Source organism: Paracoccus suum (genome assembly GCF_003324675.1).
GTDB lineage: Bacteria > Pseudomonadota > Alphaproteobacteria > Rhodobacterales > Rhodobacteraceae > Paracoccus > Paracoccus suum.
On sequence record NZ_CP030918.1, the window covers coordinates 835,001 to 860,470 of the forward strand.

Here is a 25,470-nt window from a genome sequence, read left to right on the forward strand (position 1 = left end):
GACGAGGGGAGTGAAACAGTTTCTGAAACCGGACGCCTACAAGCAGTCGGAGCCGCATCAGCGGTGACGGCGTACCTTTTGTATAATGGGTCAACGACTTGGTCTGTCTAGCAAGCTTAAGCCGTTAGGTGTAGGCGCAGCGAAAGCGAGTCTTAAATGGGCGACTTAGTTAGACGGATCAGACCCGAAACCAGATGATCTAGCCATGTGCAGGCTGAAGGTTGGGTAACACCAACTGGAGGGCCGAACCGACACCCGTTGAAAAGGGTCCGGATGACGTGTGGCTAGGGGTGAAAGGCCAATCAAATCTGGAGATAGCTGGTTCTCCGCGAAAGCTATTTAGGTAGCGCCTCGGACGTATCCTCCTGGGGGTAGAGCACTGCATGGACGATGGGGGCCCACAGCCTTACTGAATCTAAGCAAACTCCGAATACCAGGAAGGACTATCCGGGAGACACACGGCGGGTGCTAACGTCCGTCGTGGAAAGGGAAACAACCCTGACCAACAGCTAAGGCCCCCAATTCGTGGCTAAGTGGGAAAGCATGTGGGATTTCCAAAACAACCAGGAGGTTGGCTTAGAAGCAGCCATCCTTTAAAGATAGCGTAACAGCTCACTGGTCTAGATAAGAGATCCTGCGGCGAAGATGTAACGGGGCTCAAGCCACGAGCCGAAGCTTTGGGTGTGCAGTGATGCACGCGGTAGCGGAGCGTTCCGTGATATAGGCTCATGCCTCTTCTATCCTTCGGGATAGCGGAGGCTGGAGCTTTACTGTGAAGCCGGGCCGAAAGGCATCCGGTGGAGTGATCGGAAGCGAGAATGTTGACATGAGTAGCGACAAACAGGGTGAGAGACCCTGTCGCCGAAAGTCCAAGGGTTCCTGCTTAAAGCTAATCTGAGCAGGGTAAGCCGGCCCCTAAGGCGAGGCCGAAAGGCGTAGTCGATGGGAACCAGGTTAATATTCCTGGGCCAGGAGATGATGACGGATCCTCAGGGTTGTTCGATCTTAACGGATTGATCGGGCAGCTGCGGGGTCCCTGGAAATAGTCCTCCATCAGACCGTACCCGAAACCGACACAGGTGGACTGGTAGAGAATACCAAGGCGCTTGAGAGAACCATGTTTAAGGAACTCGGCAAAATACCTCCGTAAGTTCGCGAGAAGGAGGCCCTGTTTGCGCGCAAGCGTGGGCAGGGGGCACAGACCAGGGGGTGGCGACTGTTTACTTAAAACACAGGGCTGTGCGAAGCCGTAAGGCGACGTATACAGTCTGACGCCTGCCCGGTGCCGGAAGGTTAAAAGGAGGGGTGCAAGCTCCGAATTGAAGCCCCGGTAAACGGCGGCCGTAACTATAACGGTCCTAAGGTAGCGAAATTCCTTGTCGGGTAAGTTCCGACCTGCACGAATGGCGTAACGATCTCCCCGCTGTCTCAAACATGGACTCAGCGAAATTGAATTGTGTGTGAAGATGCACACTTCCCGCGGTTAGACGGAAAGACCCCATGCACCTTTACTATAGCTTCGCACTGGCATCAGGATTGTGATGTGCAGGATAGGTGGTAGGCTTTGAAGCGGGAACGCCAGTTTCCGTGGAGCCATCCTTGAGATACCACCCTTCGCACTCTTGATGTCTAACCGCGGTCCGTTATCCGGATCCGGGACCCTGCGTGGTGGGTAGTTTGACTGGGGCGGTCGCCTCCTAAAGAGTAACGGAGGCGCGCGAAGGTTGGCTCAGAGCGGTCGGAAATCGCTCGTTGAGTGCAATGGCAGAAGCCAGCCTGACTGCAAGACTGACACGTCGAGCAGAGTCGAAAGACGGCCATAGTGATCCGGTGGTCCCAAGTGGGAGGGCCATCGCTCAACGGATAAAAGGTACGCTGGGGATAACAGGCTGATGATGCCCAAGAGTCCATATCGACGGCATCGTTTGGCACCTCGATGTCGGCTCATCTCATCCTGGGGCTGGAGCAGGTCCCAAGGGTATGGCTGTTCGCCATTTAAAGAGGTACGTGAGCTGGGTTTAGAACGTCGTGAGACAGTTCGGTCCCTATCTGCCGTGGGTGTAGGATACTTGAGAGGAGTTGCCCCTAGTACGAGAGGACCGGGGTGAACGTTCCACTGGTGGACCAGTTATCGTGCCAACGGTAGTGCTGGGTAGCTATGAACGGACAGGATAACCGCTGAAGGCATCTAAGCGGGAAGCCCCCCTCAAAACAAGGTATCCCTTGAGAGCCGTGGAAGACCACCACGTCGATAGGCCGGAGATGTAAGCGCAGCAATGCGTTCAGTTGACCGGTACTAATGGCTCGATTGGCTTGATTTGATCCGGTAGAAGGCAGACCGCCTTCGACCCAAAGCAAGCTCACTTCGGTGTACAAAATGGACAACACCCCGCCAAAGCCCAAAGGCCAAAGCGGAACGCGCGTTTCTTCCCCGGTCTGGTGGCTATAGCACGAGCGAAACACCCGATCCCATCCCGAACTCGGCCGTTAAGCGCCGTCGCGCCAATGGTACTGCGTCTCAAGACGTGGGAGAGTAGGTCACCGCCAGACCTGGAAAGAAACGTAACTTCTCTTTCAGAACTTTCCGACAAGACAACCCTGTCGCGGGGTAGAGCAGCCCGGTAGCTCGTCAGGCTCATAACCTGAAGGTCACAGGTTCAAATCCTGTCCCCGCAACCACCTCAACCGAACGATCATCAAGCCCGCTTCCCAGCGGGCTTTTTGCTGTTCCGCCTTGGGCCAGGCCAACCATCGCTGATAGCGCGCCGTAGAGGACGAGAGTGATGCCGGCCGGGGTCATCTGCACCGTGACGGCTTCGATCAGACTTCGGATGGTCTCCAAGGCCTGCGGGCGGATCTCAGGATCTGCAAGTGTGGTGGCAAGTTCGGCTACCTTGCAGCGGTAGAGTTCCGACAGGTTGGGATGCAGCCGCAGCGGCGACGGGGCAGGGGCCGCGAGCGCCGCGTCGATTGCGACTAGCTTGCCTTCCAGCTCTTCCAGCTTGCTCTTGAGACCGGGCGTTCGCAGGCCTTCAGCGATCGCGTCGTAGAGACCCTCGAGTTTGCGCGCGGTCATTGTACGTTCCGACAGCTGTTTTGCCCGATCGGCAGACGCTGTCCCGTTGCGCACGTTTGTCTCTTGCGCGACGGCCTTGATAAACATCGCCACTGCTTCCGGCTGCATCAACCGGTTACGCAGCAGCGAGAGGACCGCCTCTTCAAGCACAGTTCGGCGTATCGAGACCCGCTGCTTGCAGGTGCCAAGCTTCCGCGATGCGGAGCATGCGACGTAGTCGCGTCCCACCGCCGCAAAACCCCCGCCACAGCAGCCACAGCGCAGCAGTCCGGTCAAAAGGTGGATCTGCCGTTTCCTTTCCCAAAAGCGCGTTGCCTTGATTGCGATGATGCGCGGTTCGTTGTCGATCTCCCCCTGGCGTGTCTTTACTCGCTCCCAGAGTTCCTGCTCGACAAGGCGCATCTCTGGCACATCGGTGATGATCAGTGCGTCGACAGGATTCAGCCGCGACACTCGGCGCCCTGTCGCGGGATCCTTCATGTAGCGCAGGCGGTTCCAGACCAGTCGGCCGATGTAGAGTTCGTTGTTCAGCAGGCCGGTGCCACGGATGCGATGGCCGCGGATCGCGGTATCGCGCCACAGCGCGCCTCGCGGTCCGGGAACACCATCCGCGTTCAGGCGGCGGGCGATGGCCTTGGGTGACCGGCCATCGGCAAACTCGCGAAACACGCGGCGGATGATCTCCGCCTCATCGATGTTGATCGTGCGTTCGCCGGTGACGGGCTCGCCATCCTTGCCGATCCTGCGGACCACGTCATAGCCAAAGCTGTTGCCGCCGCCCGACCGTCCGGTTTCGACCCGGCCCCGCAAGCCGCGGCGCGTCTTGTCAGCAAGGTCCTTGAGGAAGAGCTGGTTCATGGTACCCTTAAGGCCAACATGCAGCTCGCTGATCTCGCCCTCCGCTAGGGTGATGATGCGGACACCATTGAAGCTCAGTTGTTTGTACAGGGTCGCAATATCAGCCTGATCACGGCTGAGGCGGTCCAGAGCTTCGGCAAGCACGATTGCGAACTTGCCCCGGCTCGCGCGATCGAGCAGCGCCTGAAGGCCCGGCCGCAACATTGTGGCGCCCGAGATGGCCATGTCAGAAAAGACTTCGGTCAGTGTCCAGCCCTCGTGATTGGCGCGCTCCTGACACAGCCTTGCCTGATCCTCGATAGAGGCCTTTCTCTGAAGATCGGTGGAGTAGCGAGCGTATATCACGGCGCGGGTCATCGATGCCCTCCCTTCAAATCCATCAGAACCGAGGCATAGTCGCGTCCAGCATCGATAGTTCTCGCCTGGATGTAATGCTTTTGTGCTGTGCGGAAGCCTGAATGCGCCAAGACTGGACGGATCAGTCCGGCCTCATTGGTCGAACTGCGGGCAAGGGTGGTTGCGGCGGCATCGCGGAAGAAGTGCGGCGGGATGCGCTTGCCAGTCTGCACCTCGGTCACATGCCGGACGCGAATCGAGATGTCCGTCTGTGATATGGCCTCACCTTTCCTACCAACCCATAACGCTGTGTGAGATCGACCCCCGCGCGCCATGAGCCAAGGCCGTACTGCGGAGATATAGTCCCGCAGCATAGCGTTCACAGGCCCGTTGACGGAAGTCTCCCAGGCCACGCCGGTCTTGGTCATCTGCTCCGACAGCGCAATGATGACGCTTTCCTCGGCCACATGCACCGACTGCCCGAGCGCCAGCATGCTGAGGCTGCGCGCTCGCATGGGAAGGATGGCAAGCAGGGCGACGATTGTTCCGTCGCGCCGCCGGATCATGCGCGAGAGTTCGGTCGTGGCAGCTTCGGCGTGGCAGCCGGCGTGCACAATGCCGGTGCGCAGCAGAACCCCGCTGCAGAGAATGCGGCCCGCCTTCCGTGCTGGATCGCCGTTGCCGGCCTGATGCTTCAGTACAGCAAGCATTCTCTTCTGAGCAGTCCAGTCTGCCTGTGGCGCGTAAGCCCTCAGAACGGTGATCAGGGCTTGCATGTAGGACAGGCGTGTCATGGGACGCGTGTGGGCCAGCTCGTCCAGCCATTGACGCAACCGATCCATGCTTGCCCGCTCCGCGGGTGGCAGCTTGAGTGCATCGGCGTCGCGAGCCTCGAGCCAGAGCAGCCACTGGCGATAATGCATCCGGCGAGTGTAGAGGGTCGCATCCCTGAGATGGACGAATGCGCCGGGGCTATCCAAGGGGCCCCCTGGGGCAATGAGCGCGGCCCACATGAGCTTGTCCTGTTCGGGCCAGTTCTCCTGCTGGTGCATAGAACTCACCTGCGCCCCTCCTTATGCGCGTTCACAAGGTCGGAAAAGGCGCGCGTGGCGGCGGTCACCTCGAGGCCTGAATAGAGATTGATCGTGTGGCTGATCTCTGAGTGGCCGAGTAGGCGGCGCGCGGCCTCATAGCTTCCAGGGTGCGCGTTAAGCCAGGTCATGACGGCAAAATGCCGGAACAAGTGGGCATTCATATCGATGCCGATTTCCCTGCGAACCCTCTTCCCGATGCGATGCGCGATCTGGCTCGCAGGGATGGGCCCCGCGCCATCACGGCGGGGAAACAGCCATGGTGTGCCGGGAGGGCAGAGTTGCGGGCAACGCGTCGTGAGGTGGCCGTCGATCATGCGGATCAGGTCACGCGGAAGTTCGAACTCGAGCGGCCGCTCGTTTTTGGTCTCTGACCCCGTTAGTACGAGGAAAACACGCCCATCTCCCGGGCGTTGCAGGTTGTGCTCGAGATGAATGCCCGCGAGGTTCTTGGCGCGGATGGGACAGAAAAGCAGCAACGCGATGGCAATCGCGTCTTCGCGCGCGAGCGCCTTGGTAAATGCGTTTGCCGTGCCTTTTGGCGGATTTGCAAAGAGTCGTTCCGGAAGCCACAGCAACCTTTGTAAATGCTTGTCATCCTGAAGCACGCGGAGCCGGTCTCGGTTCTTTCGGGTCATCCCTCGTCGCGGCGGCAACGCCAGCTTTTTTGCAAACTCCGCGAGCTTGTCCTGTTTCTCGGCAGGTTGCTCCGTGTCCCTGCCGATACCACGCAGAAGCGTAGCCATCTCGCTGATCGCGCTTGTGATGTTCCCGTCTGTACGAGTGAGCATCTGGCGCAGGCCGCGCTCGACCATCGTCGGATCCAGGATCGAGCCCAGCGTCTTGATCTCAGTGGCAGCAACACCGGAATGCAGGAGTTCGGAGGCGAACCGCAAAAGCCGGTGTCTATACTGCTTGACCGTATCTGGTCGGAGCGCGCGAAGTCGACCGTGTGAAGCGAACGGATCCGGTTGCCCGAGACGATGCATGAGGGCGTCAATCTCTTCGAGCAAAGTCTTTGGCAAGTTCCGTTCGCTGAGTGTGATCCGCTTCTGACGGGATTCAAGGGGAAGGGTTATCCGCGGCCAAGCGCCAATCTGTTTGACCGCTAGGTTCCAGCCGTTCACCGCTGCGCGATAAGAAACCTCTGGCGCTTTGCCGATCTCGTTCCGGATCAGAGCCTCGCGATAGGCTTGCGCGTGTTCCACACCTACCTGAGCAGGTCGGACGTCGCGCCGATTGAGGAAGTGGACGAAGCGGCACAGAGATGGCTGAAGGGTGGGGCTTCTCGATGCTAGGACCTCTCGCCATAAGGCCTGCCAGTCGCCTGCGAGATCCGAAATGCCATGTTGGCGCCGTTCCACGATCTCCGCTTGGACCATGGCAGCACGGGCGTCGCTGGTGACGTTCTGCCAAGCCTTGGTGCTAAGGCCATTGCCAGCGGGGCTGACCCTCGCGAGCCGCGGCTGAAGCCAGGGCGGGTAGCAGGGCACGTCCTCCGGCGCGCGACCCAGTGCCTTGGCCATTCGCCGCAGTCCCGAGATCAGATCGCGGCGGCGGGTCTGGTCTAGGGTCTCGTCGGCGATCAGACGCGAGATGACATCGGAGAACATCGGCGTCGCCTTGGGGACAAAATCCAGATCTGCAGCGGCGGCATCAAACGCGAGCATCGGGAACCTTTCTGAAAGTCAGGGGAAGTCTCGGGTGGACAGGATGGGACAGAACACCCGATTCGGGAGAACAATACCATGAAAAATCAGATCGTATTCCGTTGGCCCTCTTCCCGACGATTGGCTAACTAATTGGCATAGATGGACAATAAGCGTCGCAGAGGTCACCTGTCCCACGCCCGACGGTAGGCGCGATGAGCGTCCGGATGAATCCTCAGCAACCGGCCAGAAACACCCACGCGCATAGCATCAAGAAGCCCGGCATCGATGGCTCGCCGAACCGTCTTCTCTGAGCAGCTGTCAAGCTCCGCGACTTGCTTCACGGTCAAAAGCTGGCGCTCGAATTTGGGCGTGGTGAGATTCGCGGCCATCATACGGCTCCGAGGTTGGCGAGTTGGTGGGGCATATCCTGCGGGTCACGGACGAGGTGACGGGCCAAGAGGCGCGCGATAATCTGAATCGCTTTGTCACAGGTCTGCTCGTACTCGGCAGACTGAGACGAAGTTGCTTCTGCGATCTGCTCACGCGGCAGGTTCACCCGGGTGTGCCCGTCCGGTTCGCGCGGAGCGGAGCTGGGTCCAGAGAGTTCAAATGTGTCGTCGGGAACTTGCGTTACCGGCTCGCGGGTCGTTTGATCCATGAAAAGTTCATGATCCGGCTCGCGCCGCTCATGCCCTTGATCGGAGCCCCCGCTTTACGCCGGTGACTGATCGTTTCTGGACGAGAGGGAGCGTCCCCATCGCAGGGATCGCGACGAAAAAAAATCCGTCAGCCGGGCAGGTCGTCGAAGGGGATCGTGAATTTGTAGCTCATGCCGGCTTCGATGACGAGTTCACGGCGTTTGTTGTTGCTCACCTCTCCCACGATCGAGCAGCGGAAGTGACCATGGCGGAGTCCAGCCACGAGGATCTGTTCGATGCACGAGACTGCTTCGGCGAACTGCAGTCCATTGCTCTTGATCGGTGTGTTGATCGTGCGCATGTCGCTGTTCCACAAAGATGAAAGAGGTGCGGATGGGTCTCGGGGTGCGGTGATTCAGTCTGGATCACTACAGTCATTGCTCGGGGCCAAGGCTGCTCGGATCGCCGCGCATTCCTTCTGCGATGAGATAGAACTCGCGCTGCGTGAGTGTGCGCACGACACGCATGCCGCGCGAGGCGACCACGTGAGAACTAATCTCTGACGAAATGGACCGGCTCTCCAGCTCTGCGATGCGTTGCCATCGTTCGAACTCGAGGGAGCGGTCCGCATAGAGCCGCTCGAGTTCGGCTTCTCCTGCGATGTCGATGTAATCCGCGCGGACTCCCGGCGTATCGATCGACGCGGTGCGGCGCGACCTGTCCACCGAAATGGTGAACGTGGGTTCTAAAAGATAACTTCCCAGGGCCACGTCACTGTATCTGATGATCCGGCCCGAATCCTGCGCGGCCACGGCCAGTGCGATCACCGCGTCCTCGAATGTGTGCCCTTCGTGGAGATCAGCTTGGCTAACAAAGTTGTCTTCTGGATAGGGCACCTTCGTCTGGAGAGCCCTGATGAACTCGAACTCTGCCACAACCTTGCTTGGCGGCTCCCCGGTAAGCAGTGCGACTGAAAGCCGCCCCATATCGGTCGGCGACATATCAGGTGCGTTCACTCCCCTCGCCCCGCTGCTCAGCCAGCCAGCCTCGCGCATGGCACGCGCAACAAGCGCCACGCTCCGCTCGGGCAGACCGTAGGTGGCGGCGAGCAAACTGATGAAAGGTCCCAGACGCATGTCTTCTATATGCGGCGGACGCAGATAGACGTCAATGCCTAAATGCGTACGACGCAGATGGTCCGCGGGAGCCGCTGCCTTCCGCCCAAGCCGCCACTGCAGCTGTCGAGCGTCCCGCCCCCTGGGCCGCCCTCATCCGATCGGGGCTAAAGAGGAACCAAGCCATGACGTGGGGACCAAGGTGTCACTGGCGCGGACTGGATGCACTGATGGTTCGTCATGACAATCTGGATGCCGCCCACGACTGGAAGTCGTCCAGCTTCTCGTAGATGCGGCGGTTGTCGGCTCCGCGCGCGTTGAACGCCTGGATGTGATCACCATCACGTTGATACCCGCGTCGGACGAAAAGCTTTCCAGCTCGTGCAGGCGCTTGGAATTGTAGCTGAAGAACCGCGCCTTCTTGCCGTCGTAGCTTTCGGCGAAATGGTCGGCCGTGATCTGCAGCGACTTGTATACCCCTTCGCGAATGGCGATCGACGGCACCATGATGATGAGCTTCGACCAGCCGTACCGCTTGTTCATCTCGAAAATCGACTTGATGTAGCAGTAGGTCTTGCCCGTGCCGGTCTCCATCTCGACGTCGAGATGAATGCGGGTCGCGGCCAGCGCGTCGCGCTTGTAGGTGGCCGCGACGGGCACGCGTTCGCCCCCGGCGTTGAAGGTGGTGAAGTCCGTCAGCGACTTCGAGACGGGCAGGTTTTGGCGCCGCTGGACCTTCTGGATGTTCTCCAGGATCTGCACGTCGGTCGGGGCCAGGTCGGCGTTCTTGAAACCCTCCTCGAAGGCGCTGGCCTGTGGCTGGCTGCCGGGGTCGATACGGTAGGTCAGGCCAGAGGTCATGGGCTGGCCGGCGAAGCAGTCGACGACGTCGTTGACGGCATTGGTCTGATAGGGCTGGACCTTGAACTTCAGCTTCATGGCGCGCTCTCAGATCGACTTGACGTCGGTGGTGGGCGAGAGCTGGCAGAAGATCTGCGTCACGTTGATCTTCACCTCGTCCGACGCGAAGCCGTTGTCGCGGAAGACGACGCGCAGGGGCTCGTGGCCCGCCAGCTCTTTCACCAGATCCTCGGTGATGCCGCAGTCGAAGCAGGCCGTCGGGTTTTTGCTTTTGAAATTCTTGTCAACACTTGGTCAACGTTTACCGAGCCCCCCATCGACGGGCAACATGATCGCGCAGAACGCGGCAATCATGCCGCCGCCCTGCATGCCGGTTCAAGCCAAGCCCAGATCTCCGCAGTGACCTCCGCGAGCGGCCGTCCCTCGAGAGCCGTGCCATCCGAGTAAGCCCGCCATTGCGTCGTCTTTGTCGGGTCGGTCGAGAACTCCTCCGACAGACCGACAGGGCAGGCGGCTGGAACAATCGTATCGCGTCGAGCGAAGGTTCCTCTGATCGCAGCCGCGAGGTCGTCCATGTCGATGTTGACGGCCTTCGGCAGCGTCCCCAGATCATAGAGATCCTTCATCCGGCTGTTCGCCAAGCCCAGCGCCACCACGGCCTGAAACTTCTCGGCGATGACCGTTGCCGGTGAATAGGCGCGGATCGATGCGGCTGGAAAGTCGAGCAGGGAGCCGTACTCGATCTCGAATTGCGGATCGGGCAAGGCGTCGCCGAAGCCGAGGTCCACGGTGATCGGAATGCGCGTGTTACCCAAGCGGGCTTCGGTCCGGAGCCGCATCCCGCCATAGATCTGGTCTTCTCGAATGGCGACGGCCGTCAGGCTTTCAATGTCATAGACCAGCCCATCCTCGCCATCTATGGCGAGTATCTGGGAGAGGACAGTCTTCAGTTCCGCCTCCTCGTCCGAGCCGAACGCCAAGAAGTCGATGTCCCGGGTAAAGCGGCCGGTGTCAGCCGTCCACAAGGTGACGAGCATGCCACCCTTCAAGACGAAGCGGTCGCGATATTCGGAGACCGACAGCCGGTACACCAGTCGTTCGAGGCCGAAGGCCACCAGCACCACATCGAACAGCTGACCTTCAGCACGGGCAAGGTTCAGCAGACGCTGACGCACAGACGCCGCGATATCTTTCGGCTGCTTAGCCATTGGATGTCAGCGCCTCCAGATAGGGGCGCATCTGGTTCCACGCGCCGTTCTCGCGAGCGGCTGCAGCAAGCTGGCCTGCCGTTGCCTTCCTGGCGCTTAGCGCGGCCTTCATCGCTTCAATGGCAACCGACCGGTCTACAAGTTTCGGGTTCCGAAATGCGTCGGCAATCGTCTTGGCTATGGAGTAGACTCGGACCTCCACGTCCCCGCTGCGATGGATCTCGGTGCCATTGGTCAGGTAGGGCTCACGGAAGCGCACGATGCGGATGCGTGGATATTCGATCTTCGGTGCCCAGTCCTTGGCGCCGATGGCGATCCACACCCGGCGTGGAAGTTGGTCGGTCAGCTGATGAAAGGATAGCGCCGAGGTCAGGCAGATGACGGCCTTGGGTGCGAGTTTGGCGATCTCGATGAGCCCAGCATGAAGGTCGGGCTCGCTGTCGGGCAGCTGATACAGTCCCCGCCCGATCCGCACCACCACGCCATCTGCCACCGCCCTCGCGATGGTGGTTCCGCTCACGCCGATGGACGCCAGATCCCTTGAACGGGCTGGCGCATGAACTTCCATGTAGTCGATCATGTGGGCGCGCTGGCCCTGATCCGTCGCAAGCATGGTTACAAAACCGCGGACAAAAATGCATCCTGTCCTAGGTTTTGTAACATTCCGCTCGGCTTCAGGCAACCTGCGCTGGTGCGCACCCCGCGGCGTCATCAGATTCAATCACCGCAGATTGTGCGGAGATTAGACCCACTATTCTCCGCCCGACTGCTCCATAGGCGGATTTTGCCGTTCGATGACCCTTGGAACGGATGGACTACGGATCACGAGAAGCGGCCGAACCGTCAAATGCGGTTGGCCGGGATCACCTCCGCGGCCGACGACGAATGGTAGGTGGGTTCTGGGGCGCTGACCCCAGCGACAAGTTCCACCTGCAGCTGCGTAAGGGGCGCGGCCTCTTGGCTTGCCATGTCGCGCCGGATCAGGTCTTCAACATAGGCGCTGACGGATTGATAGGGCCCTGGGTCGCTCACCATCAACGTCAGGACCTCGTGCAGCTCATCATCGATTTCCAGCGTCATCGTTCTGGGTTGGGCCGCCATCCTTTTCTCCTTCCCGCCTGTCAGCTTGAGCCTCGGCGAGTGCGCGGCCGCCGTCCTGCCATCATTGGCATGTTCGGACTTGATCGCGCAACACGGCGTAATCGCTGAGCATCCGGACGATTACCGCGCCTTCCGGCATCGCCTCAACCTCGTCGCCCGCCCGCGCCTGCTCGGCGGCCGTGTAGTCAACCACGGGTGGGCAGGGAGCGCGGGTCTCAGAACCTGCCATCGCGCAGGCGCTCAGCCAGAGCATCGCGATCAGGAGGGCGGCGGGCGGCGGCGTCGAGCATCTGGCGGTGGATGGCATCGTTTCTCTCTAGGGCGTCAAGCCGTTCGGTGGCGCGCCCGGCGCGCTCGCCTGCGGGGCGTAGGTTTATGAGGAACAGCAGGATCGCTGCGGCGGTGAGGATCAGGCCCAGCGCCTTGCGCGCCGGGCCATGGGGGAGGAGCCAGCCGATCACCGTTGGCCCCGTTTCCAGTCGTCGAGCCGGGCGTGGATGGTGACGACCGTGCCGATCAGCGCGATAGCGATCAGCACCCAGCGCAGCGTGTCGAGATAGGGTACCAGCAGCTGGATCGTGGACTGGGTCTCGGCGAGGACGCCAATCACAGCATCCACCCCGGCCGCGCCGTCGGTGGCCGCCCCAGCCGCGCCGCCACCGCCCAAGGTGCGGCTTTCCGACAGGACTTCGCGCGCGGGTGGCCAGATCGTGATTCCGCAAGGCGCTGATCTGACTCAAGATTTCCGGCTCCGGGTCGCAAGGTGGCTTCCGCCTGGCTTCCCCGGTGAAAATGCCTGACGCTAGCGAACCGCCGCGCTACGGCCCCCGCATACGTTCTGGCCCGGGGAGGAACCAGAGGAGGGGGGAAAGCGTCCATGACGTGTCCGACCTGCCGACTCTTTGGGGGACTTGTGCAAAGCACCACCGAACTGTCACAGCAAAACAATGAAGCGGGCAGAGCCCGAATCCCTCGCGGCGATCCTGCAAAGCCGATTTTTCCCTACAAGCGGCGTGCGATGCTTGTTTTGCAAGGCCAAAGCTGTCCCGCTGTACCGGGAGCAAGTTTGCATGTCTGCACAAACAGCCCGGTCGCAGAGCACACAGAGGCCCATTTGATGCAACATGCAACTTGCCAAGGGAGGGGCTTGGAGCCCCGAGAAGCCTGACGGGTCTTCAATGTCGCCTTCGCTTAATGTCAGCTTGGTTGGAAGGGCGGCCTGCTGCGGGTGTCGGTTGGCAGGACGGTTCTCATGTGCGGCCTTCTGTCGTGTGGCTTTGGGCTTGGTCAGGCCCTCGTTCGGCACAAACTTAAGGACACATCGCAACGGGGAAACAGCATTGCGTCGGCTTGACCTCCGCGCGTAGGCTACTGTGGTGCGTGGCGGAAGAGCCTCCGCCTTTTCTGTGCCTTGCGCTGCGGAGCCCGTTTGAACCAGCTTGTCGAATTCAACCAAGACCTTGTTGCCGAGCTGCGGGAAGAGTGTGCGGAAACTGACCTGCCGCTCGAGGACGTCGCATTCGATCGGCTCTGCGAAACTCTGGAAGCCGAAGGCGAGATCGAGACGTCCGACAGATGTGCTTATCGAGGGGCTGCATCCGGAAAGTCCCTTCGGATCGATGGTCATGGGGGTGACCCCAGAGAAACCGATGGCATCCTCAGCGTCATTGTCTGCGAAGTCTTCGACGACGAACAGCCGCCGACTTTGAACGCAGCCGACGCCAAAAAGCACTTTGGCCACTTGATCAATTTCGTCGCAGCCGTACGGCGGCGGGAGTTTCGGGACCAACTGCACATCGAGTCACCCGAATTCGGCGTTGCCATGATGATCGCCGAGTCATGGTCATCCGTGACCAAAGTCAAATTGATCCTTGTCACGAACGCGATCTACAGCGCCCGGACAGATGCCGTCGTTGCTGGAAGCATTTCCGACATCCCCGTGACCTATAACATCTGGGATTTGACCCGTCTGCACAGGGTTGAAACCACGGGCTCCAAGGAAAAGATCGTCGTCAAGTTTGCCGAAGACTTCGGCGGAGGCCTTCCAGCCCTTCGAGCTTCTGGTCCGGAGTCAGAACTGCCATCCTATCTAGCTGTCATCCGTGGCAAACAGCTGGCTGACATTTATGACAAGTGGGGCGCGCGAATGCTGGAGTCAAACATCCGCAGTTTCATTCAGGCGCGCCGAAAGTCGGTCAACGAAGGGATCCGGGACACCATCAAGGGCGAACCCGAGATGTTCTTCAGCTACAACAACGGGCTGTCCGCGACCGCAGACGCCGTCGACATCGAGATGGACGGGGCCGGTGCCCACATCCTTTCGGCGAAAAACCTGCAGATCGTCAACGGTGGCCAGACGACCGCTTCGCTGCATGCAGCATTGAAGCACAGCCCTGAGAACCTGGACCGCGTCCATGTGCAGATCAAACTGACGGTGGTACCTTCCGAAAGTTCCGAGCAAGTCGTGCCGAACATCTCGAAGTACGCGAACAGCCAAAACAAGGTCAGTGTCGCCGATTTTTTCTCGAACCACCCATTCCACATGCGGATGGAGGGATACTCGCGCCGTGTTTCCGCGCCTCCAGCGCCGGGCATGAACAGGCAGACCAAATGGTTCTATGAAAGGGCGCGGGGACAGTACCAAGTGGAGCGGGCGAAGCTGGGAGGCGCCGATCGGAAGCGTTTCGATTCCGAACATCCGAAGGCCCAGCTCTTCGCCAAGACGGACCTTGCCAAGGTCGAACTTTCTTTCCGGATGAGACCGGACACCGTGAGCAAGGGGGCGCAGAAGAATTTCGCAGCCTTCGCATCGGAGATAGGAGAAGCGTGGGCGGCCAGTGACAGAAAGTATGACGAGACCTGGTTCAAACGCCTCATCGCCAAGGTGATCATATTCCGCGCCCTCGAGAAGGCTGTCCCACGACAGGAATGGTACCCGGGCGGATACAGGGCCAACATCGTAACCTACGGTATTGCCAAGTTGGCCCATGACGTCGAAAAGGGCGGGAAGGTGCTGGATCTCGATCGGGTCTGGAATGACCAGTCCGTTCCGGAAGCGTTGATGAAAACTTTCCTCATTGCCTGCGAGGCCGCGGCCGACGTGATCACCACTACGGACAGTGGCATCCGCAATATCTCAGAATGGGCGAAGAAACAGGGATGCTGGTCTTCTGTCGCACGTGCCGAGGTTGCCTACGATGGCGGACTTGAGGACTTCCTCATAGAGCCTCAGGACGCCAGAGCGGCCGAACGTGACGGTCGCCGTGAAGAAGCGATGATTTCCGGGATTGAGGCACAGTCAAAGGTGATTGCGCTTGGCAGCGCCTTCTGGGGAAGGTTGCGTGAGTGGACCTCTGCTAGCCCTTCATTCTCAATGAAGAACGACGGCATCTTGAAGGCCTGCAGCCAGCAGGAGCGCCGCTTGCCGTCCGAGCGCCAATGCATTCTCGCCGTTGAAATCCTCGGACGTGCCCGCGAAGAGGGCTATGTCGACGATGAGGAGACACCCAGAATCAGGATATCCGGCAAAGTGCGGTCCCATTGAGGTCGGGCTGCAGCGGCACCGTTGTGTGAATCACGCCGTTGCCTTCGCGTGCACAAAGGGCGACGCGCTCACACCCGTCCCCGGCCGCCCTTTGAACCTTCGCTCGACTATTACAGCGGTGGAAGCTTCATTCAGTGGACCCGCCGCCAACCGGTCGTCAGCCTGATCCTGACGGGGGCGTCATCCTCTGAGGCGTCGGAGCCGCCGCCTATCGGGATCACCCTGATTTTGTAACGCGCCGCCCCGTCCGCCTTCGAAATCTCGAAGGTATCGCGCGCGTTGGCCATTTCCTCCCTGAGGAACTTGGTCAGATAGGTGATCCGATACTCGTTTCGTGTGCCTTTTGGCGCATGCATTCGGTTGTTGTAGTATACGAAGCGAAGGCGCAGAATCTGACCACTAGGCGTTTCGCAGTCGATCCATGCCGAAGGGTTCAAGGTTGCCGGATCAAGCTTGGGCAAGAAGGCAAGAAGCTCGCCATCACCTTTCGGCACCAGAATGCCCCCCATGTGGCCACCTGTCGTTCCGACGTCATTGGCACTGAGTGTCTTGATGAAGGTTTTGATCGTCATGGCTTTACCGGGCTGATGGCGAGGGCGCGCCTGATGTCCTGTGCGTCCCGACTGGAAACCGGGACGGTTTCGTTGGCAAGGTCGCTCTTCCAAGCGGAGCGTTCGATCATCACCTCCTCGACCGTGTCCTTATAGAAGAGGCGGTAGACCGTGACTGGTTCGGTTTGGCCACGTCGATGCGCCCTCGCGCTCGCCTGAGCTTCGAGGGCAGGGTTCCAGACGGGGGTGAAATGGATCACGACGGTTGCTGCAGTGATGTTCAGGCCCGCCCCTGCCGCCTTCGGATTCAGGATCAGGCATGCGGCACCATCGTGGGCTGAGAAATCATCGATGATGGTCTGGCGGTCCTCCTGCGGGGTCGATCCGTTGATCGCTCCCCAATACGTTTCGGCAAAGTCTTTGCAGGCAGTCCGGATCAAGTCACCGATCCGATTGAACAGGGCAAAGACGATGACCTTCCGGCCATTCGCAAATGCCTCCCGAAGGAGTTCGACCGTTCGTTCGAGCTTCGGCGTAAGCAGAGGTAGGTCCTCACGGGTAACGATCTTGGCGTCGTCCCAATCGACCAGCGCCGCATCCGGAGTCCTGAGCCAAGGATGCGCACAGACCAGCTGAAGCTGCAGGGTCGCGACGAGGGGGCCCGCGACCGGATACTTTTCCAGCGTAGCCTCGCGGACGTTGTCGTAATGCCGGGCCAGACCATCATCGAGTTCCAACGGCAGATCGATGTCGATGCGATCCGGAAGATCGGCGGCGACATCACGCACTCGCCTTTTCAGGATGATTGGATCGGTCAAGCCGCCCAGCGCCTGTCCGGCCTCAAGCGTGTCGGGGAACGCGACTTCGAAGACGGTTTTGTCCCCGAGCATGCCCGGGATTGCGAAATCGGCCAACGACCACAGATCCATCAGGGTATTCTCGACCGGGGTGCCGGTCATCGGTATCGACTTGCGGCGAGGGATCGTCACAATTGCCTGCCGACGGTTGGAGTGGGGGTTCTTGATGGCCTGAGCCTCGTCGCAGATCACCCAAGCCCATTCAAAGGACGAGAAGATCGAGATGTCGTTCACCATCGTCTCGTAGGTGGTGATCACTACAGATGCGACCTGTAGGTCACGATAGATTCCGGCACGATGGGCTCCCCTGTGAACCATCAGCGAGAGGCTTGGCGCGAACTTGCCGAACTCGCGCACCCAGTTTGCGATGAGGCTGGTCGGACAAACGATCAGGGCCGGTGCGGCGTTCTCCGGTGGATCCATAAGCAGGAGTGCGATGATCTGAAGCGTCTTGCCGAGACCCATCTCGTCCGCAAGGATCAAACCGCCAGTCCTATTGACCGTTTCCCACATCCATCGGACGCCCCGTGCCTGGTAGGGGAAGAGGTCGGCGTGTAGGCCGGGGATGTCGATCTTGGGCGGCAATTCCTCGGCGGTGATCTTGCCCGAGTGCAAGAGATCGGGTGCGGCCTCGATTTCGAGGCCCTCGGGTGGTGTTCGCAGCAGCCTGATCGCCGTGGCGTACGAAATGTCGTCCGGGGCTTCGTCACCAAGGCATTTTGCGACCAAGCCCGGAGCGTCCTTGGGTAAGGGGCGTAGGATTGCGCCGTCCGCAATCCAAGCATGCGAAATCGACGGCGCCTCGATCAGTCGAACTTCCCCACGAACCATTCGCTTGCCGCCCAGCGCCACGGACATCTTCCCGGATACCCGGGAGAGGATCGCAACCGGTTCAACAACCCGCTCAGAGACGGAAAATCCTTCAGGAACCTTTGCGAGCAGCGCGTCGAAATCTCGAGGCAGGGCAGCAAGTTTGCTCATCGGACGGCCGCCTCGTCCACGTGCGGTGACATGAGCGCCCGCAATTCCGAAATGGAGTAGGGTATCGGGCGTCTCGTATGCACGGCGCGGTGGCAGTTGGGACAGAGCGGTGCCAGATCGATCGCCGGATTGTATGCGCGGGGCACAGCCAGAAGGGACAAGGCCTCGAGATGGTGGACTTCAATGATGCTCCCGGCCTCGCCGTATGCCGACCTCGGCTCGATGCCGCAGCATGCGCATTTCTCGCCGTGCAGCCGGATACAGAGCAGGCGGTTTCGAGGGTTCCGTTCGCGTCGCCGGATTGTCGAAACTCGAATCGCGCCCTCATGAGCGTGCGCACCGTCTTTTTCCTCCTCCTCGATAACGTCATAGCCTATAAGTTCCGCCATTGCGGCCATCAACGGCACGATCACGTCCCGGCATACCTTGGCGACTGCCTCGTCCTGATCGTCTGGCAACCCCCGGGCTGTTGCTGTGATCTTGAAAGCTCCGGAATCCACAGTCCAATCATCCCGGCCTTGGCCAAAAAGTTGGAGATCCACTGCTGGACTGATCGACGCCACCAAGGCGCGTGCCAACCCGACGTCCTCTGCGTCTGCGGCCTGTATCTGGCGGACGATCGCTCCCGCAAACTTCCCGAAGCCGAGCGCTACCCGATATCCCCGGATCCCGTAGGGACGCAGCTCTGCAATCGGGCCGTGGCGCTCGTCCAGATCGGCGAACCAGAGGCGCAGGCCGGTCCTGGTGCCGCTTTGGTCGACCGCTATACCGATCGCGGCGCCGGTTCCCGCCTCCAGCTCCCTTTGGATGATGTCCTGCCGATCGGAGATCATCTTATTCGTCGTCGTCCTCGGTCAGTTCCGCGGGTTCAGGATCCGGCATGTACCGCAGCAGCTTGCGGAGGTTGGCCGAAATCTCTTCGCGGATATCCTCGAAGACGGGTTCGAGCTCGGGATCGGTGTTGTTCTGCTCGGCCATTGCGAAAGCGTAGAGCAGGAGGTCCATCCCCTCGACCGCGTAGCCGTTGGCGGCGGCACGCTGATAGATCTTCTGATAGAAGTCATGGTGCTTGTTGAGCTGAACGCCCGGCACATGGTCCGCGCTTCCCGCGCTGCGGTAAGCGGGCTCCCAGAGATGGCCATTTGTGATCGTTGTAACCGCTTCGACGTGAATGCTGTCAGGGCTGACGAAATTCTGGACTGGCGCCTTGATCCTGATCTTCGGGCCGCGGTTGTTGCTGATTTCGGCAGTTTGGGTGCGTACGTCCGCAGCATTCACTTGGGGTTTCGTTGTGTTTGGCGTGCCCGCGATATTCTTGTTCGCGCTGCTGTGGTCGACGGTCTTCTTTTGGTTGGCGTCGTCTCGGCTTTCGCGGCGATAGCGAGCACCAGCTTCGCGATAGACCGGTTGAAGCAGTTTGCGCAGGCCGTCCTCAAGATCCGGATGGAACAGGATCCGTGACTTCTTCACATCGATTCGGAATGCCTCGTCCAACTGGTGGCCGAAGTCGAACTCGATTCTGAGCAGCGAGGTGTGCGGTTCAGGCGCTCCGAACACATCCATCCAGCCGCCGTCTTGGATCAGGCGGCCCTCGCGATAGACATAGAAGCCTTGCGCCCTGTTCGAGATCTTCGCGAACTCGGCCTCTTCTTCTTTGCCCATGTCACGGCGGTGCGGAAGGATCCACGCCTTCATTTCGGCAACTTCTTCGCTCCCGTCGAAGAGTTCGACGACCACCTTTTGTTTGTTCGGGGCAAGTACTTGCTCGGACCGTCCGGGATAGAACGGGTTCCATGGTTTCACCGGAGTTCCGTTGATCCGGATCACTACGTTCCGTTCCCGGCTGTCATTTTCATCAAGGAATCTATGGAAGACGAGGGAGAGGTGCTTGCTAAGGGCCTCGGACATCCGCTTGACAGCGGCCTGTTCCTTTGTGCCTGGCGTGTATTCCTTCGAAAGCAACCGGTCGCAGTTTTCCCAAATGACAAGCGTACCCGTCGGACCGCAGTACTCGTCGAACATCTCGTTCTGATCCGCCGTTACCGGCTCAGCCAACATTTCCCACACGTTACGCTGTTCGACGTGCTCTAGGTCCCATGTAAGCTTAGCCAAGGGTTGGTCCTCAGACCGCCGAGAGATCACGCTGTAGCGCTTGCAAACCGAGCTGGAGGCGGTCTTGAGGCCCAAGCCGAATTTTCCAAGGCTCTTTGCGTCGGGGCGCCTGTCCGCACCGTACCGCATGGCGTTCCGGACTTGCTCTTGGTTCATCCCGTGACCATCGTCGCCGAAATAGACGACCTTCCGTCCGTCATGCAGGAGCTGGATTTCGATGTTGATGTTCTCTGCTCCTGCCGCGATCGAGTTGTCGATGATGTCCGCAGCTGCGGTCCTGACGTTGTAACCGGTGTCGCGCAGGCCATAAATCAGCCGCGAGGCGTTCGGGTCGTTGATAAGGTCGCTCATCTTCGTGTTTCCTGCTCGCCGGATGAAATTCCGGACCTCGTGCGCCTGTTGGTCGACAGGCCATCCGATGACAATTCTGCATTTGTTTCAATGCCCTGCAGCCATGCGGCGATAATACTGATCAAATTGTCCACCTGAAAGGACCGCGTCGCACATTCCCAGACGACAAGAACCCGCCAGCCGTAGCCCAGCAGAGCCTCGATTGCGCGTGTGTCCCGCTCCCGGTTGGCTTCGATCTTTGCGGACCAGAATTCTGGCCGGGTCTTGGGAATACGAAAATGCTTGCAGTCAGCGTGACCATGCCAAAAGCAACCGTTCACGAAGATAGCGCACTTGTGCTTCCGCATGACGATGTCCGGACAGCCCGGGAGGGAACGGACGTGCAACCTGAACCGGTAGCCGATGGCGTGGAGAGCCTTGCGCAGGACCAGTTCCGGCTTGGTATCCGCCGAACGGACGCGCGCCATCATCTGTGATCTGGTAAGGGGCGCCTTCTTCTCAGCCAACACGTTCCCTTCGCGACCGGAGGGCAACCATGTTAGTCAACCATGGAGCCATCGCTTCGGCGATCGCAACCGAAACAGGCGCCGCGACGGCGTTGCCGAACTGCCGATATGCTTGGGTGTCACTTACCGGGATCTTCCAGGGATCGTTGGAGCCGGGACGGTCGAAACCCATAAGGCGCGCGCATTCCCGCGGGGTCAGGCGGCGCGGGTTCTCTCCAGGCTGCTTGACCAAGATTTCAGACCCATCCTTATGATACCGAGCGCTGAGTGTGCGGGCCACGTTTTCGGGGCCGACCAGCCCGAAACCGAAGCCATTGCCTGCCCTGCGATGCTTCTCGGCATACCGCTGGAGGTACGACCAGAGGCCATCAGTAAGCGTGTAACGGTCGTTGACCTTGCCGAAGCTACCGGTCGTGTAGCGCCCGTCTGCGGCCTCCGACCCGTCCTCGGGGTGGAGGATCGATGCGAGGGTAGGGTTGGGCCCCGGCGGAACGAACACATCATCGAAGGAGAAGGTCGTCTTGTAGTCCCTGCGGAACCCAGAAATGAAAATTCGCTCACGATGCTGCGGCACCCAAGAACGGGCATCTATCACGCGGTAATCAACCTCGTACCCGAGTTCGTCCAAGGCATGCAGGATGACCCGCATCGTGTTGCCCTTGTCATGGCTCAACAGATTCTTGACGTTCTCGAGCAAGAAGGCCCGGGGCTGGTGATGGCGCAGGATCCGGACGACGTCGAAGAACAGGGTCCCCTGGGTCTCGTCCGCGAACCCATGAGCTCGACCGAGCGAGTTCTTCTTGCTGACGCCAGCCAAAGAGAACGGCTGGCAGGGAAATCCGGCCAGAAGCAGATCATGATCAGGAATGTCTGACGCGGCAACCTGCGTGATGTCACCAGCGATTTCATGGTCGCTTCCAAAGTTAGCGCGATAGGTCTCCTGAGAGTACTTGTTCATCTCGCAGGTGAAGACGCATTGTCCACCAATTGCGTCGAAGCCACGCCGGAGGCCCCCGATTCCCGCGAACAAATCGATGAACTTGAAGGGTGCTTCGGGGTGTTCCAAGAATGTTTCCTGCACGCTTGTCGCCACAATATCCTGGGCCGTGGGATCAAGCCCTCTGCTGATGCTATGCTAGGCAGCCTTCGCTGTCGATGGTTTGAGCGTAGCCGCCGGTCCGCGATGATGATGTCCTATCATTGGTCCATTAACAGATCGGTTTGAAGACAGCCGCGTCGTCGGTTCGGAGTTGCCCGACCCACCGAGACAGGCCCGGGTCCGGGTCGAACAACAGATCGTGTGGCAAAGCCGTCATGCCCACGGCCTGATTTTCGGCATTGGAGCCGTCACTTCGACCTCCCGCAGCATCCCGCCCACGAGCGGCCCCTCGCGGATTCAGCCCAGCGCTTGCCACCAGTCGTCATAGCCGCGCCGGGCCGCTTCGATCTGCTGCGGATGGGGGGAGAACGTGACTGGGCAGGCCAGGATGTCGAAGATCTTCCACGTGGTACGCGCGCCCACACCGACACAGGCGTAGATCCGCGCCACCATCAAGCCGGGCCACGAGGCGGGGACTGGAATAAAGGCGGAAGGTGGAACTGGGGCTGGCAGTGGCGTTCCGGGCAGAACAAACGAGTAGTTGGTGCAAGATACACGTCACTGATCCAATGCCTTTGTGGGAAACGCTGAAACTGAACACGGATAACGGTATGAGCGCACATCAAGCCTGCGGTGGCGCCCTACACTTGTGTTGAGGCTTTGCACCCCCTCGGATGCGCGCTATGAACAACACCAAGGCATATCTGATCAGGACGCGTCTCTTCATGTTTTCACGACTGCGGCTAGAAAACTTCAAGGCTTGGTTGGACCCCGAGGACATTACTTTGCGTCCACTTACGATGCTCCTCGGCACCAACTCATCCGGAAAGTCGTCTCTTATCCAGAGCCTGCTATTACTCAAGCAGACCGCGCGTTCGCCCGACCGGACTGTTCATCTCAATCTTGGTGGAGATGAGCTAAACGATCTTTTCAATTTTGGGTCCTTCGAAGACGTCCTGAACCATAGCGCTGAGTCTCCGCGTCTATTTTCGATAGAATTCGACTTCGATAATCGTGGCGCAAGCAGAATTCATAAGGGCAGTTTTGGGTGCTCTTACGGCCAGACTTCGTCTGGCAGCGTCGCTGTTCAGGCTCTCACTCTCAAAGCTGAGGGACGTCAGTTCAAAGCCATTCGCCGAGAGAAAGGCGCTTTCTCGATCCTCGTAGATGATGAGCAACTGCCTCGGGCAAAGGGCCGCAATTACGCGCCTGAGCGCTCGATTGCCTTTTCGGCTGATGCGATAGCTGTACTCGATAAAGAAGGACAACTGCTTGAGGACCTCAGCCTAGCAATCCGGCAGGAACTAGATCGCACCATCTATCTTGGGCCGTTGCGTCGTAAGCCGGAACGCGATTACCCTTGGAATAAAAGCAAGCCAGGCGACGTGGGCAGCGATGGACGTGGCGCAGTAGACGCCCTCTTGGCAAGTACCCTATTGCGCGGCGATGAACAGAATTACGTTGTTGATGGCGTCTCTCGCTGGCTGCGTCATATGGGAGTTGCAGACAAGCTTGAGGTCAGACAGCAGGGGCGCTCAAATCGCTATGAATTAATTGTGCATCGTGAAGGCGTTGCATGCAATCTGCGGGATGTGGGTATCGGCGTATCACAGGTATTGCCGGTTTTGGTTGTGTCCTACTTTGCCCCTAAGGGTAGTACGATCTTACTTGAAGAACCCGAGATTCACCTGCATCCGCTTGCTCAATCAGTTTTGGCTGAGCTTTTCGTCGACGTCAGTATGGAGCGCGGGGTTCAGTTTATTGTTGAAACGCATTCTGAGCATCTCTTCAGACGCATGCAGACACTAATTGCCAAGGAAAACACTTCGGCGACTGATGTGGCAATGTATTTCGTGAAGCGAAACGGGCGTTCTGCGAAACTATGTACCCTCGAAATTGATGATTTTGGTCGTGTGAAAAACTGGCCTGACGGCTTTTTTGGCGACGCGCTCGGAGAGACTCGTGAACAAGCACGACTCATGTTTGAGCGGCAGAAGACACTTCAGCAATGAAAGAGCGCTATGTCGTTGATACCAACGTCTTGATTGCAGCAAGTGCAGCTGACCCAGTGCACCCATCTGACATTGCCGCAACGCCGACTGATCCGGTATTGCGCCAGGCTGTTTGGGCTTGGTTGGACGAGTTTGAACGGGGAAACTGTCGTCTTGTGTTGGACTCAGAAAATCGCATTTGGAATGAGTACAACAATAAGCTGAGACATACTGATTTCGGCATTCAGGTCGTAATATCAAAGTGGAGCAAGTGCGCGGTCGACAACGTTGCGGTGGATTATGACGAGCACGGACATGGCACTTTGCCGGCAATGCTGGAGCCCGTCATCCATGACCTAGCAGATCGGAAGATCGTTGCAGCTGCGCTGGCATCCTATGTAGATTTTGGTGAAGGGTGTATAGCGTTTGCTGGTGACACCGATTGGCATGACTGGGAGGAGGCCCTTCTGGCACAGAACGTTGACCTCGAACCGATTATCGAGGCTTGGTCGCGCGCGAAGCATATAGAGAAACAAGAGAGAGTGTAGGAAGCCTGATGCAAAGCTTCTTTCGCTTTCCTTCCACGCCTCATCTTGCTTGGCTGAGTCGCCTTGCTGTTCCACGCGAGGATAAAGTGCTTTGTCGCGAAGATGCCGCAAGTCTGCTATCGGGCGAAGTGGTTGTCGAGGAGAAGCTTGATGGTGCCAACATTGGACTATCTCTAGCCGAAGACGGTTCTCTCCAGGTTCAAAATCGCGGGCAATATTTGATCGCGCCATTTGTAGGGCAATTCGTAAACGTGCCCGAATGGCTTTCGCAGCATGGTGAGGATATCCGTGATCGTCTTGATGGATCGCTTATAATCTTTGGTGAGTGGTGTGCTGCACGGCACTCAATTAGTTATGACCGCCTGCCTGATTGGTTTGTAATGTTCGATGTCTATGATCGGGCGATTGCACGTTTCTGGAGTACTGATCGACGAAACGCTCTCGCTTCTGCGGCCAACCTAGTGACTGTGCCAACCTTGCTGCGAGGGAAAACAAATTTGGCTCAGTTGGAAGAGATAATGGATAAACGGCTTAGCCGATATGCGCTTGAGCCGATGGAAGGTTTAGTTGTTCGTCGAGAGAGCGCTCTGTGGTGTGAGAGGCGCGCCAAGCTTGTACGTCCAGACTTCACTCAGGAGATTACGGAGCATTGGAGTCGGCACAGTATCAAGTGGAATCGAGTAGATTGGTCGGTCCGTTCGGACCCTAACTCTGCCACGTAATCGGTTTTTCTTGTCAACGCTTGGTCAAGCCGCGAATGCGTTTCTGAGCGCACGTCGATCCTTCCAAAGCCAGTGAGAAACGCCGAGCGAACGCAAATGAATCTGCCATCTCAAAGGCTTGTCGGCCAAGTTGCTGAAATCAAAATAAAAAAATCAACGGGTTCGGCTCATAACCTGAAGGTTGCAGTCACAGGGGCTCGTTGACTCGATGGAGGAGCTTTGGACAACTGGCAGGTCGTTCGGTTCAGGTCTAATCCTGTCCCCGCAACCAG

At 59.0% G+C, this 25,470-nt stretch carries 25 protein-coding genes, 1 tRNA gene and 2 rRNA genes (1 of these 28 running past the window's edge); 7 read left to right on the top strand and 21 right to left on the bottom strand.

What is annotated here, in order from left to right; genetic code table 11:
* The 3 genes from DRW48_RS03995 to DRW48_RS04005 all read left to right on the top strand — a co-directional run.
* A 23S ribosomal RNA gene (locus tag DRW48_RS03995) occupies positions 1-2,321 on the top strand (it extends 509 nt beyond the left edge of the window).
* 114 nt (positions 2,322-2,435) lie between these two features.
* A 5S ribosomal RNA gene (gene rrf / locus DRW48_RS04000) occupies positions 2,436-2,550 on the top strand.
* Between the two features lie 52 nt (positions 2,551-2,602).
* Positions 2,603-2,679 (top strand) — tRNA-Met (locus DRW48_RS04005).
* Here the strand turns inward: DRW48_RS04005 and DRW48_RS04010 are convergent.
* The 14 genes from DRW48_RS04010 to DRW48_RS04075 all read right to left on the bottom strand — a co-directional run bounded on the left by DRW48_RS04010 (position 2,636) and on the right by DRW48_RS04075 (position 12,555).
* A complete protein-coding gene (locus tag DRW48_RS04010; protein ID WP_114077341.1) occupies positions 2,636-4,291 on the bottom strand; it encodes a recombinase family protein in 1,656 nt (551 codons plus the stop codon). The two genes, DRW48_RS04005 and DRW48_RS04010, sit on opposite strands and share 44 nt — an antisense overlap.
* Entirely contained in the window at positions 4,288-5,322 is a 1,035-nt protein-coding gene (locus tag DRW48_RS04015) for a tyrosine-type recombinase/integrase (protein WP_114075292.1), read from the bottom strand. The genes DRW48_RS04010 and DRW48_RS04015 overlap by 4 nt, the downstream gene beginning before the upstream one ends.
* A 5-nt stretch (positions 5,323-5,327) precedes the next feature.
* Complete coding sequence (locus DRW48_RS04020) at positions 5,328-7,031, bottom strand: site-specific integrase (RefSeq protein WP_114075293.1); 1,704 nt, start codon at positions 7,029-7,031, stop codon at positions 5,328-5,330.
* A 164-nt stretch (positions 7,032-7,195) separates the two neighbouring features.
* Positions 7,196-7,405: a helix-turn-helix domain-containing protein gene (locus DRW48_RS04025; RefSeq protein WP_338418428.1), complete on the bottom strand. Its 210-nt coding sequence runs from the start codon at positions 7,403-7,405 to the stop codon at positions 7,196-7,198.
* On the bottom strand, positions 7,402-7,671 hold the full coding sequence (locus DRW48_RS04030; RefSeq protein ID WP_114075294.1) for a hypothetical protein: 270 nt from the start codon (positions 7,669-7,671) through the stop codon (positions 7,402-7,404). The genes DRW48_RS04025 and DRW48_RS04030 overlap by 4 nt, the downstream gene beginning before the upstream one ends.
* A 128-nt stretch (positions 7,672-7,799) precedes the next feature.
* On the bottom strand, positions 7,800-8,012 hold the full coding sequence (locus DRW48_RS04035) for a hypothetical protein (RefSeq protein WP_114075295.1): 213 nt from the start codon (positions 8,010-8,012) through the stop codon (positions 7,800-7,802).
* Between the two features lie 73 nt (positions 8,013-8,085).
* Positions 8,086-8,787, bottom strand: a complete 702-nt coding sequence (locus DRW48_RS04040) for a hypothetical protein (protein WP_114075296.1) — start codon at positions 8,785-8,787, stop codon at positions 8,086-8,088.
* A 132-nt stretch (positions 8,788-8,919) separates the two neighbouring features.
* Positions 8,920-9,705 (bottom strand): DEAD/DEAH box helicase family protein, encoded by a 786-nt coding sequence (locus DRW48_RS04045; protein ID WP_199286151.1) that lies wholly within the window; start codon positions 9,703-9,705, stop codon positions 8,920-8,922.
* A 9-nt stretch (positions 9,706-9,714) separates the two neighbouring features.
* Entirely contained in the window at positions 9,715-9,849 is a 135-nt protein-coding gene (locus DRW48_RS16460; RefSeq protein ID WP_277870800.1) for a hypothetical protein, read from the bottom strand.
* Between the two features lie 128 nt (positions 9,850-9,977).
* Complete coding sequence (locus DRW48_RS04050) at positions 9,978-10,835, bottom strand: nucleotidyl transferase AbiEii/AbiGii toxin family protein (protein ID WP_114075297.1); 858 nt, start codon at positions 10,833-10,835, stop codon at positions 9,978-9,980.
* Positions 10,828-11,415: a type IV toxin-antitoxin system AbiEi family antitoxin domain-containing protein gene (locus DRW48_RS04055; RefSeq protein ID WP_199286152.1), complete on the bottom strand. Its 588-nt coding sequence runs from the start codon at positions 11,413-11,415 to the stop codon at positions 10,828-10,830. The genes DRW48_RS04050 and DRW48_RS04055 overlap by 8 nt, the downstream gene beginning before the upstream one ends.
* A 263-nt stretch (positions 11,416-11,678) precedes the next feature.
* Positions 11,679-11,936, bottom strand: coding sequence for a ribbon-helix-helix domain-containing protein (locus DRW48_RS04060; RefSeq protein WP_162784669.1), 258 nt, complete (start codon positions 11,934-11,936; stop codon positions 11,679-11,681).
* A gap of 215 nt (positions 11,937-12,151) precedes the next feature.
* Positions 12,152-12,397, bottom strand: a complete 246-nt coding sequence (locus tag DRW48_RS04070) for a hypothetical protein (protein WP_422385747.1) — start codon at positions 12,395-12,397, stop codon at positions 12,152-12,154.
* A complete protein-coding gene (locus DRW48_RS04075) occupies positions 12,394-12,555 on the bottom strand; it encodes a hypothetical protein (RefSeq protein ID WP_241963367.1) in 162 nt (53 codons plus the stop codon). The genes DRW48_RS04070 and DRW48_RS04075 overlap by 4 nt, the downstream gene beginning before the upstream one ends.
* Positions 12,556-13,365: 810 nt before the next feature.
* Between DRW48_RS04075 and DRW48_RS04080 the strand changes: the two genes are divergently transcribed.
* Positions 13,366-15,480 (top strand): AIPR family protein, encoded by a 2,115-nt coding sequence (locus DRW48_RS04080; protein ID WP_114075301.1) that lies wholly within the window; start codon positions 13,366-13,368, stop codon positions 15,478-15,480.
* A gap of 131 nt (positions 15,481-15,611) precedes the next feature.
* Here the strand turns inward: DRW48_RS04080 and DRW48_RS04085 are convergent, their stop codons facing one another.
* The 7 genes from DRW48_RS04085 to DRW48_RS16510 all read right to left on the bottom strand — a co-directional run bounded on the left by DRW48_RS04085 (position 15,612) and on the right by DRW48_RS16510 (position 22,390).
* Entirely contained in the window at positions 15,612-16,052 is a 441-nt protein-coding gene (locus DRW48_RS04085) for an EcoRII N-terminal effector-binding domain-containing protein (RefSeq protein ID WP_114075302.1), read from the bottom strand.
* Positions 16,049-17,869, bottom strand: a complete 1,821-nt coding sequence (locus tag DRW48_RS04090) for a DEAD/DEAH box helicase (protein ID WP_114075303.1) — start codon at positions 17,867-17,869, stop codon at positions 16,049-16,051. Before DRW48_RS04090 ends, DRW48_RS04085 begins: the two co-directional genes overlap by 4 nt.
* Positions 17,866-18,702, bottom strand: coding sequence for an HNH endonuclease (locus tag DRW48_RS04095; RefSeq protein WP_114075304.1), 837 nt, complete (start codon positions 18,700-18,702; stop codon positions 17,866-17,868). The genes DRW48_RS04090 and DRW48_RS04095 overlap by 4 nt, the downstream gene beginning before the upstream one ends.
* 1 nt (position 18,703) lies before the next feature.
* Complete coding sequence (locus DRW48_RS04100; RefSeq protein WP_114075305.1) at positions 18,704-20,332, bottom strand: ATP-binding protein; 1,629 nt, start codon at positions 20,330-20,332, stop codon at positions 18,704-18,706.
* Positions 20,329-20,838, bottom strand: coding sequence for a very short patch repair endonuclease (locus DRW48_RS04105; protein ID WP_241963368.1), 510 nt, complete (start codon positions 20,836-20,838; stop codon positions 20,329-20,331). The genes DRW48_RS04100 and DRW48_RS04105 overlap by 4 nt, the downstream gene beginning before the upstream one ends.
* Entirely contained in the window at positions 20,831-21,904 is a 1,074-nt protein-coding gene (gene dcm / locus DRW48_RS04110; RefSeq protein WP_277870801.1) for a DNA (cytosine-5-)-methyltransferase, read from the bottom strand. Before dcm ends, DRW48_RS04105 begins: the two co-directional genes overlap by 8 nt.
* Before the next feature lie 330 nt (positions 21,905-22,234).
* Positions 22,235-22,390 carry a hypothetical protein gene (locus tag DRW48_RS16510; RefSeq protein WP_199286153.1) on the bottom strand — a complete coding sequence of 52 codons (156 nt, stop codon included), beginning with the start codon at positions 22,388-22,390 and terminating at the stop codon, positions 22,235-22,237.
* Positions 22,391-22,620: 230 nt separating this feature from the next.
* Between DRW48_RS16510 and DRW48_RS04120 the strand changes: the two genes are divergently transcribed.
* Genes DRW48_RS04120 through DRW48_RS04130 form a run of 3 tightly spaced genes read left to right on the top strand, consistent with a single transcriptional unit; the run spans position 22,621 to position 25,198 of the window.
* A complete protein-coding gene (locus DRW48_RS04120; protein ID WP_241963369.1) occupies positions 22,621-23,949 on the top strand; it encodes an AAA family ATPase in 1,329 nt (442 codons plus the stop codon).
* Positions 23,946-24,476: a hypothetical protein gene (locus tag DRW48_RS04125; protein ID WP_114075308.1), complete on the top strand. Its 531-nt coding sequence runs from the start codon at positions 23,946-23,948 to the stop codon at positions 24,474-24,476. Before DRW48_RS04120 ends, DRW48_RS04125 begins: the two co-directional genes overlap by 4 nt.
* An 8-nt stretch (positions 24,477-24,484) precedes the next feature.
* A complete protein-coding gene (locus tag DRW48_RS04130) occupies positions 24,485-25,198 on the top strand; it encodes an RNA ligase family protein (RefSeq protein ID WP_114075309.1) in 714 nt (237 codons plus the stop codon).
* Positions 25,199-25,470: the final 272 nt, after the last annotated feature.

Bases quoted from the DNA above. Each gene is read 5' to 3' on its own strand.
- DRW48_RS04010 (WP_114077341.1), bottom strand. From the start codon at position 4,291: ATGACCCGCGCCGTGATATACGCTCGCTACTCCACCGATCTTCAGAGA.
- DRW48_RS04015 (WP_114075292.1), bottom strand. From the start codon at position 5,322: ATGCACCAGCAGGAGAACTGGCCCGAACAGGACAAGCTCATGTGGGCC.
- DRW48_RS04020 (WP_114075293.1), bottom strand. From the start codon at position 7,031: ATGCTCGCGTTTGATGCCGCCGCTGCAGATCTGGATTTTGTCCCCAAG.
- DRW48_RS04025 (WP_338418428.1), bottom strand. From the start codon at position 7,405: ATGATGGCCGCGAATCTCACCACGCCCAAATTCGAGCGCCAGCTTTTG.
- DRW48_RS04030 (WP_114075294.1), bottom strand. From the start codon at position 7,671: ATGGATCAAACGACCCGCGAGCCGGTAACGCAAGTTCCCGACGACACA.
- DRW48_RS04035 (WP_114075295.1), bottom strand. From the start codon at position 8,012: ATGCGCACGATCAACACACCGATCAAGAGCAATGGACTGCAGTTCGCC.
- DRW48_RS04040 (WP_114075296.1), bottom strand. From the start codon at position 8,787: ATGCGTCTGGGACCTTTCATCAGTTTGCTCGCCGCCACCTACGGTCTG.
- DRW48_RS04045 (WP_199286151.1), bottom strand. From the start codon at position 9,705: ATGAAGCTGAAGTTCAAGGTCCAGCCCTATCAGACCAATGCCGTCAAC.
- DRW48_RS04050 (WP_114075297.1), bottom strand. From the start codon at position 10,835: ATGGCTAAGCAGCCGAAAGATATCGCGGCGTCTGTGCGTCAGCGTCTG.
- DRW48_RS04055 (WP_199286152.1), bottom strand. From the start codon at position 11,415: ATGATCGACTACATGGAAGTTCATGCGCCAGCCCGTTCAAGGGATCTG.
- DRW48_RS04060 (WP_162784669.1), bottom strand. From the start codon at position 11,936: ATGGCGGCCCAACCCAGAACGATGACGCTGGAAATCGATGATGAGCTG.
- DRW48_RS04085 (WP_114075302.1), bottom strand. From the start codon at position 16,052: ATGACGATCAAAACCTTCATCAAGACACTCAGTGCCAATGACGTCGGA.
- DRW48_RS04090 (WP_114075303.1), bottom strand. From the start codon at position 17,869: ATGAGCAAACTTGCTGCCCTGCCTCGAGATTTCGACGCGCTGCTCGCA.
- DRW48_RS04095 (WP_114075304.1), bottom strand. From the start codon at position 18,702: ATGATCTCCGATCGGCAGGACATCATCCAAAGGGAGCTGGAGGCGGGA.
- DRW48_RS04100 (WP_114075305.1), bottom strand. From the start codon at position 20,332: ATGAGCGACCTTATCAACGACCCGAACGCCTCGCGGCTGATTTATGGC.
- DRW48_RS16510 (WP_199286153.1), bottom strand. From the start codon at position 22,390: ATGGTGGCGCGGATCTACGCCTGTGTCGGTGTGGGCGCGCGTACCACG.
- DRW48_RS04120 (WP_241963369.1), top strand. From the start codon at position 22,621: ATGAACAACACCAAGGCATATCTGATCAGGACGCGTCTCTTCATGTTT.
- DRW48_RS04125 (WP_114075308.1), top strand. From the start codon at position 23,946: ATGAAAGAGCGCTATGTCGTTGATACCAACGTCTTGATTGCAGCAAGT.
- DRW48_RS04130 (WP_114075309.1), top strand. From the start codon at position 24,485: ATGCAAAGCTTCTTTCGCTTTCCTTCCACGCCTCATCTTGCTTGGCTG.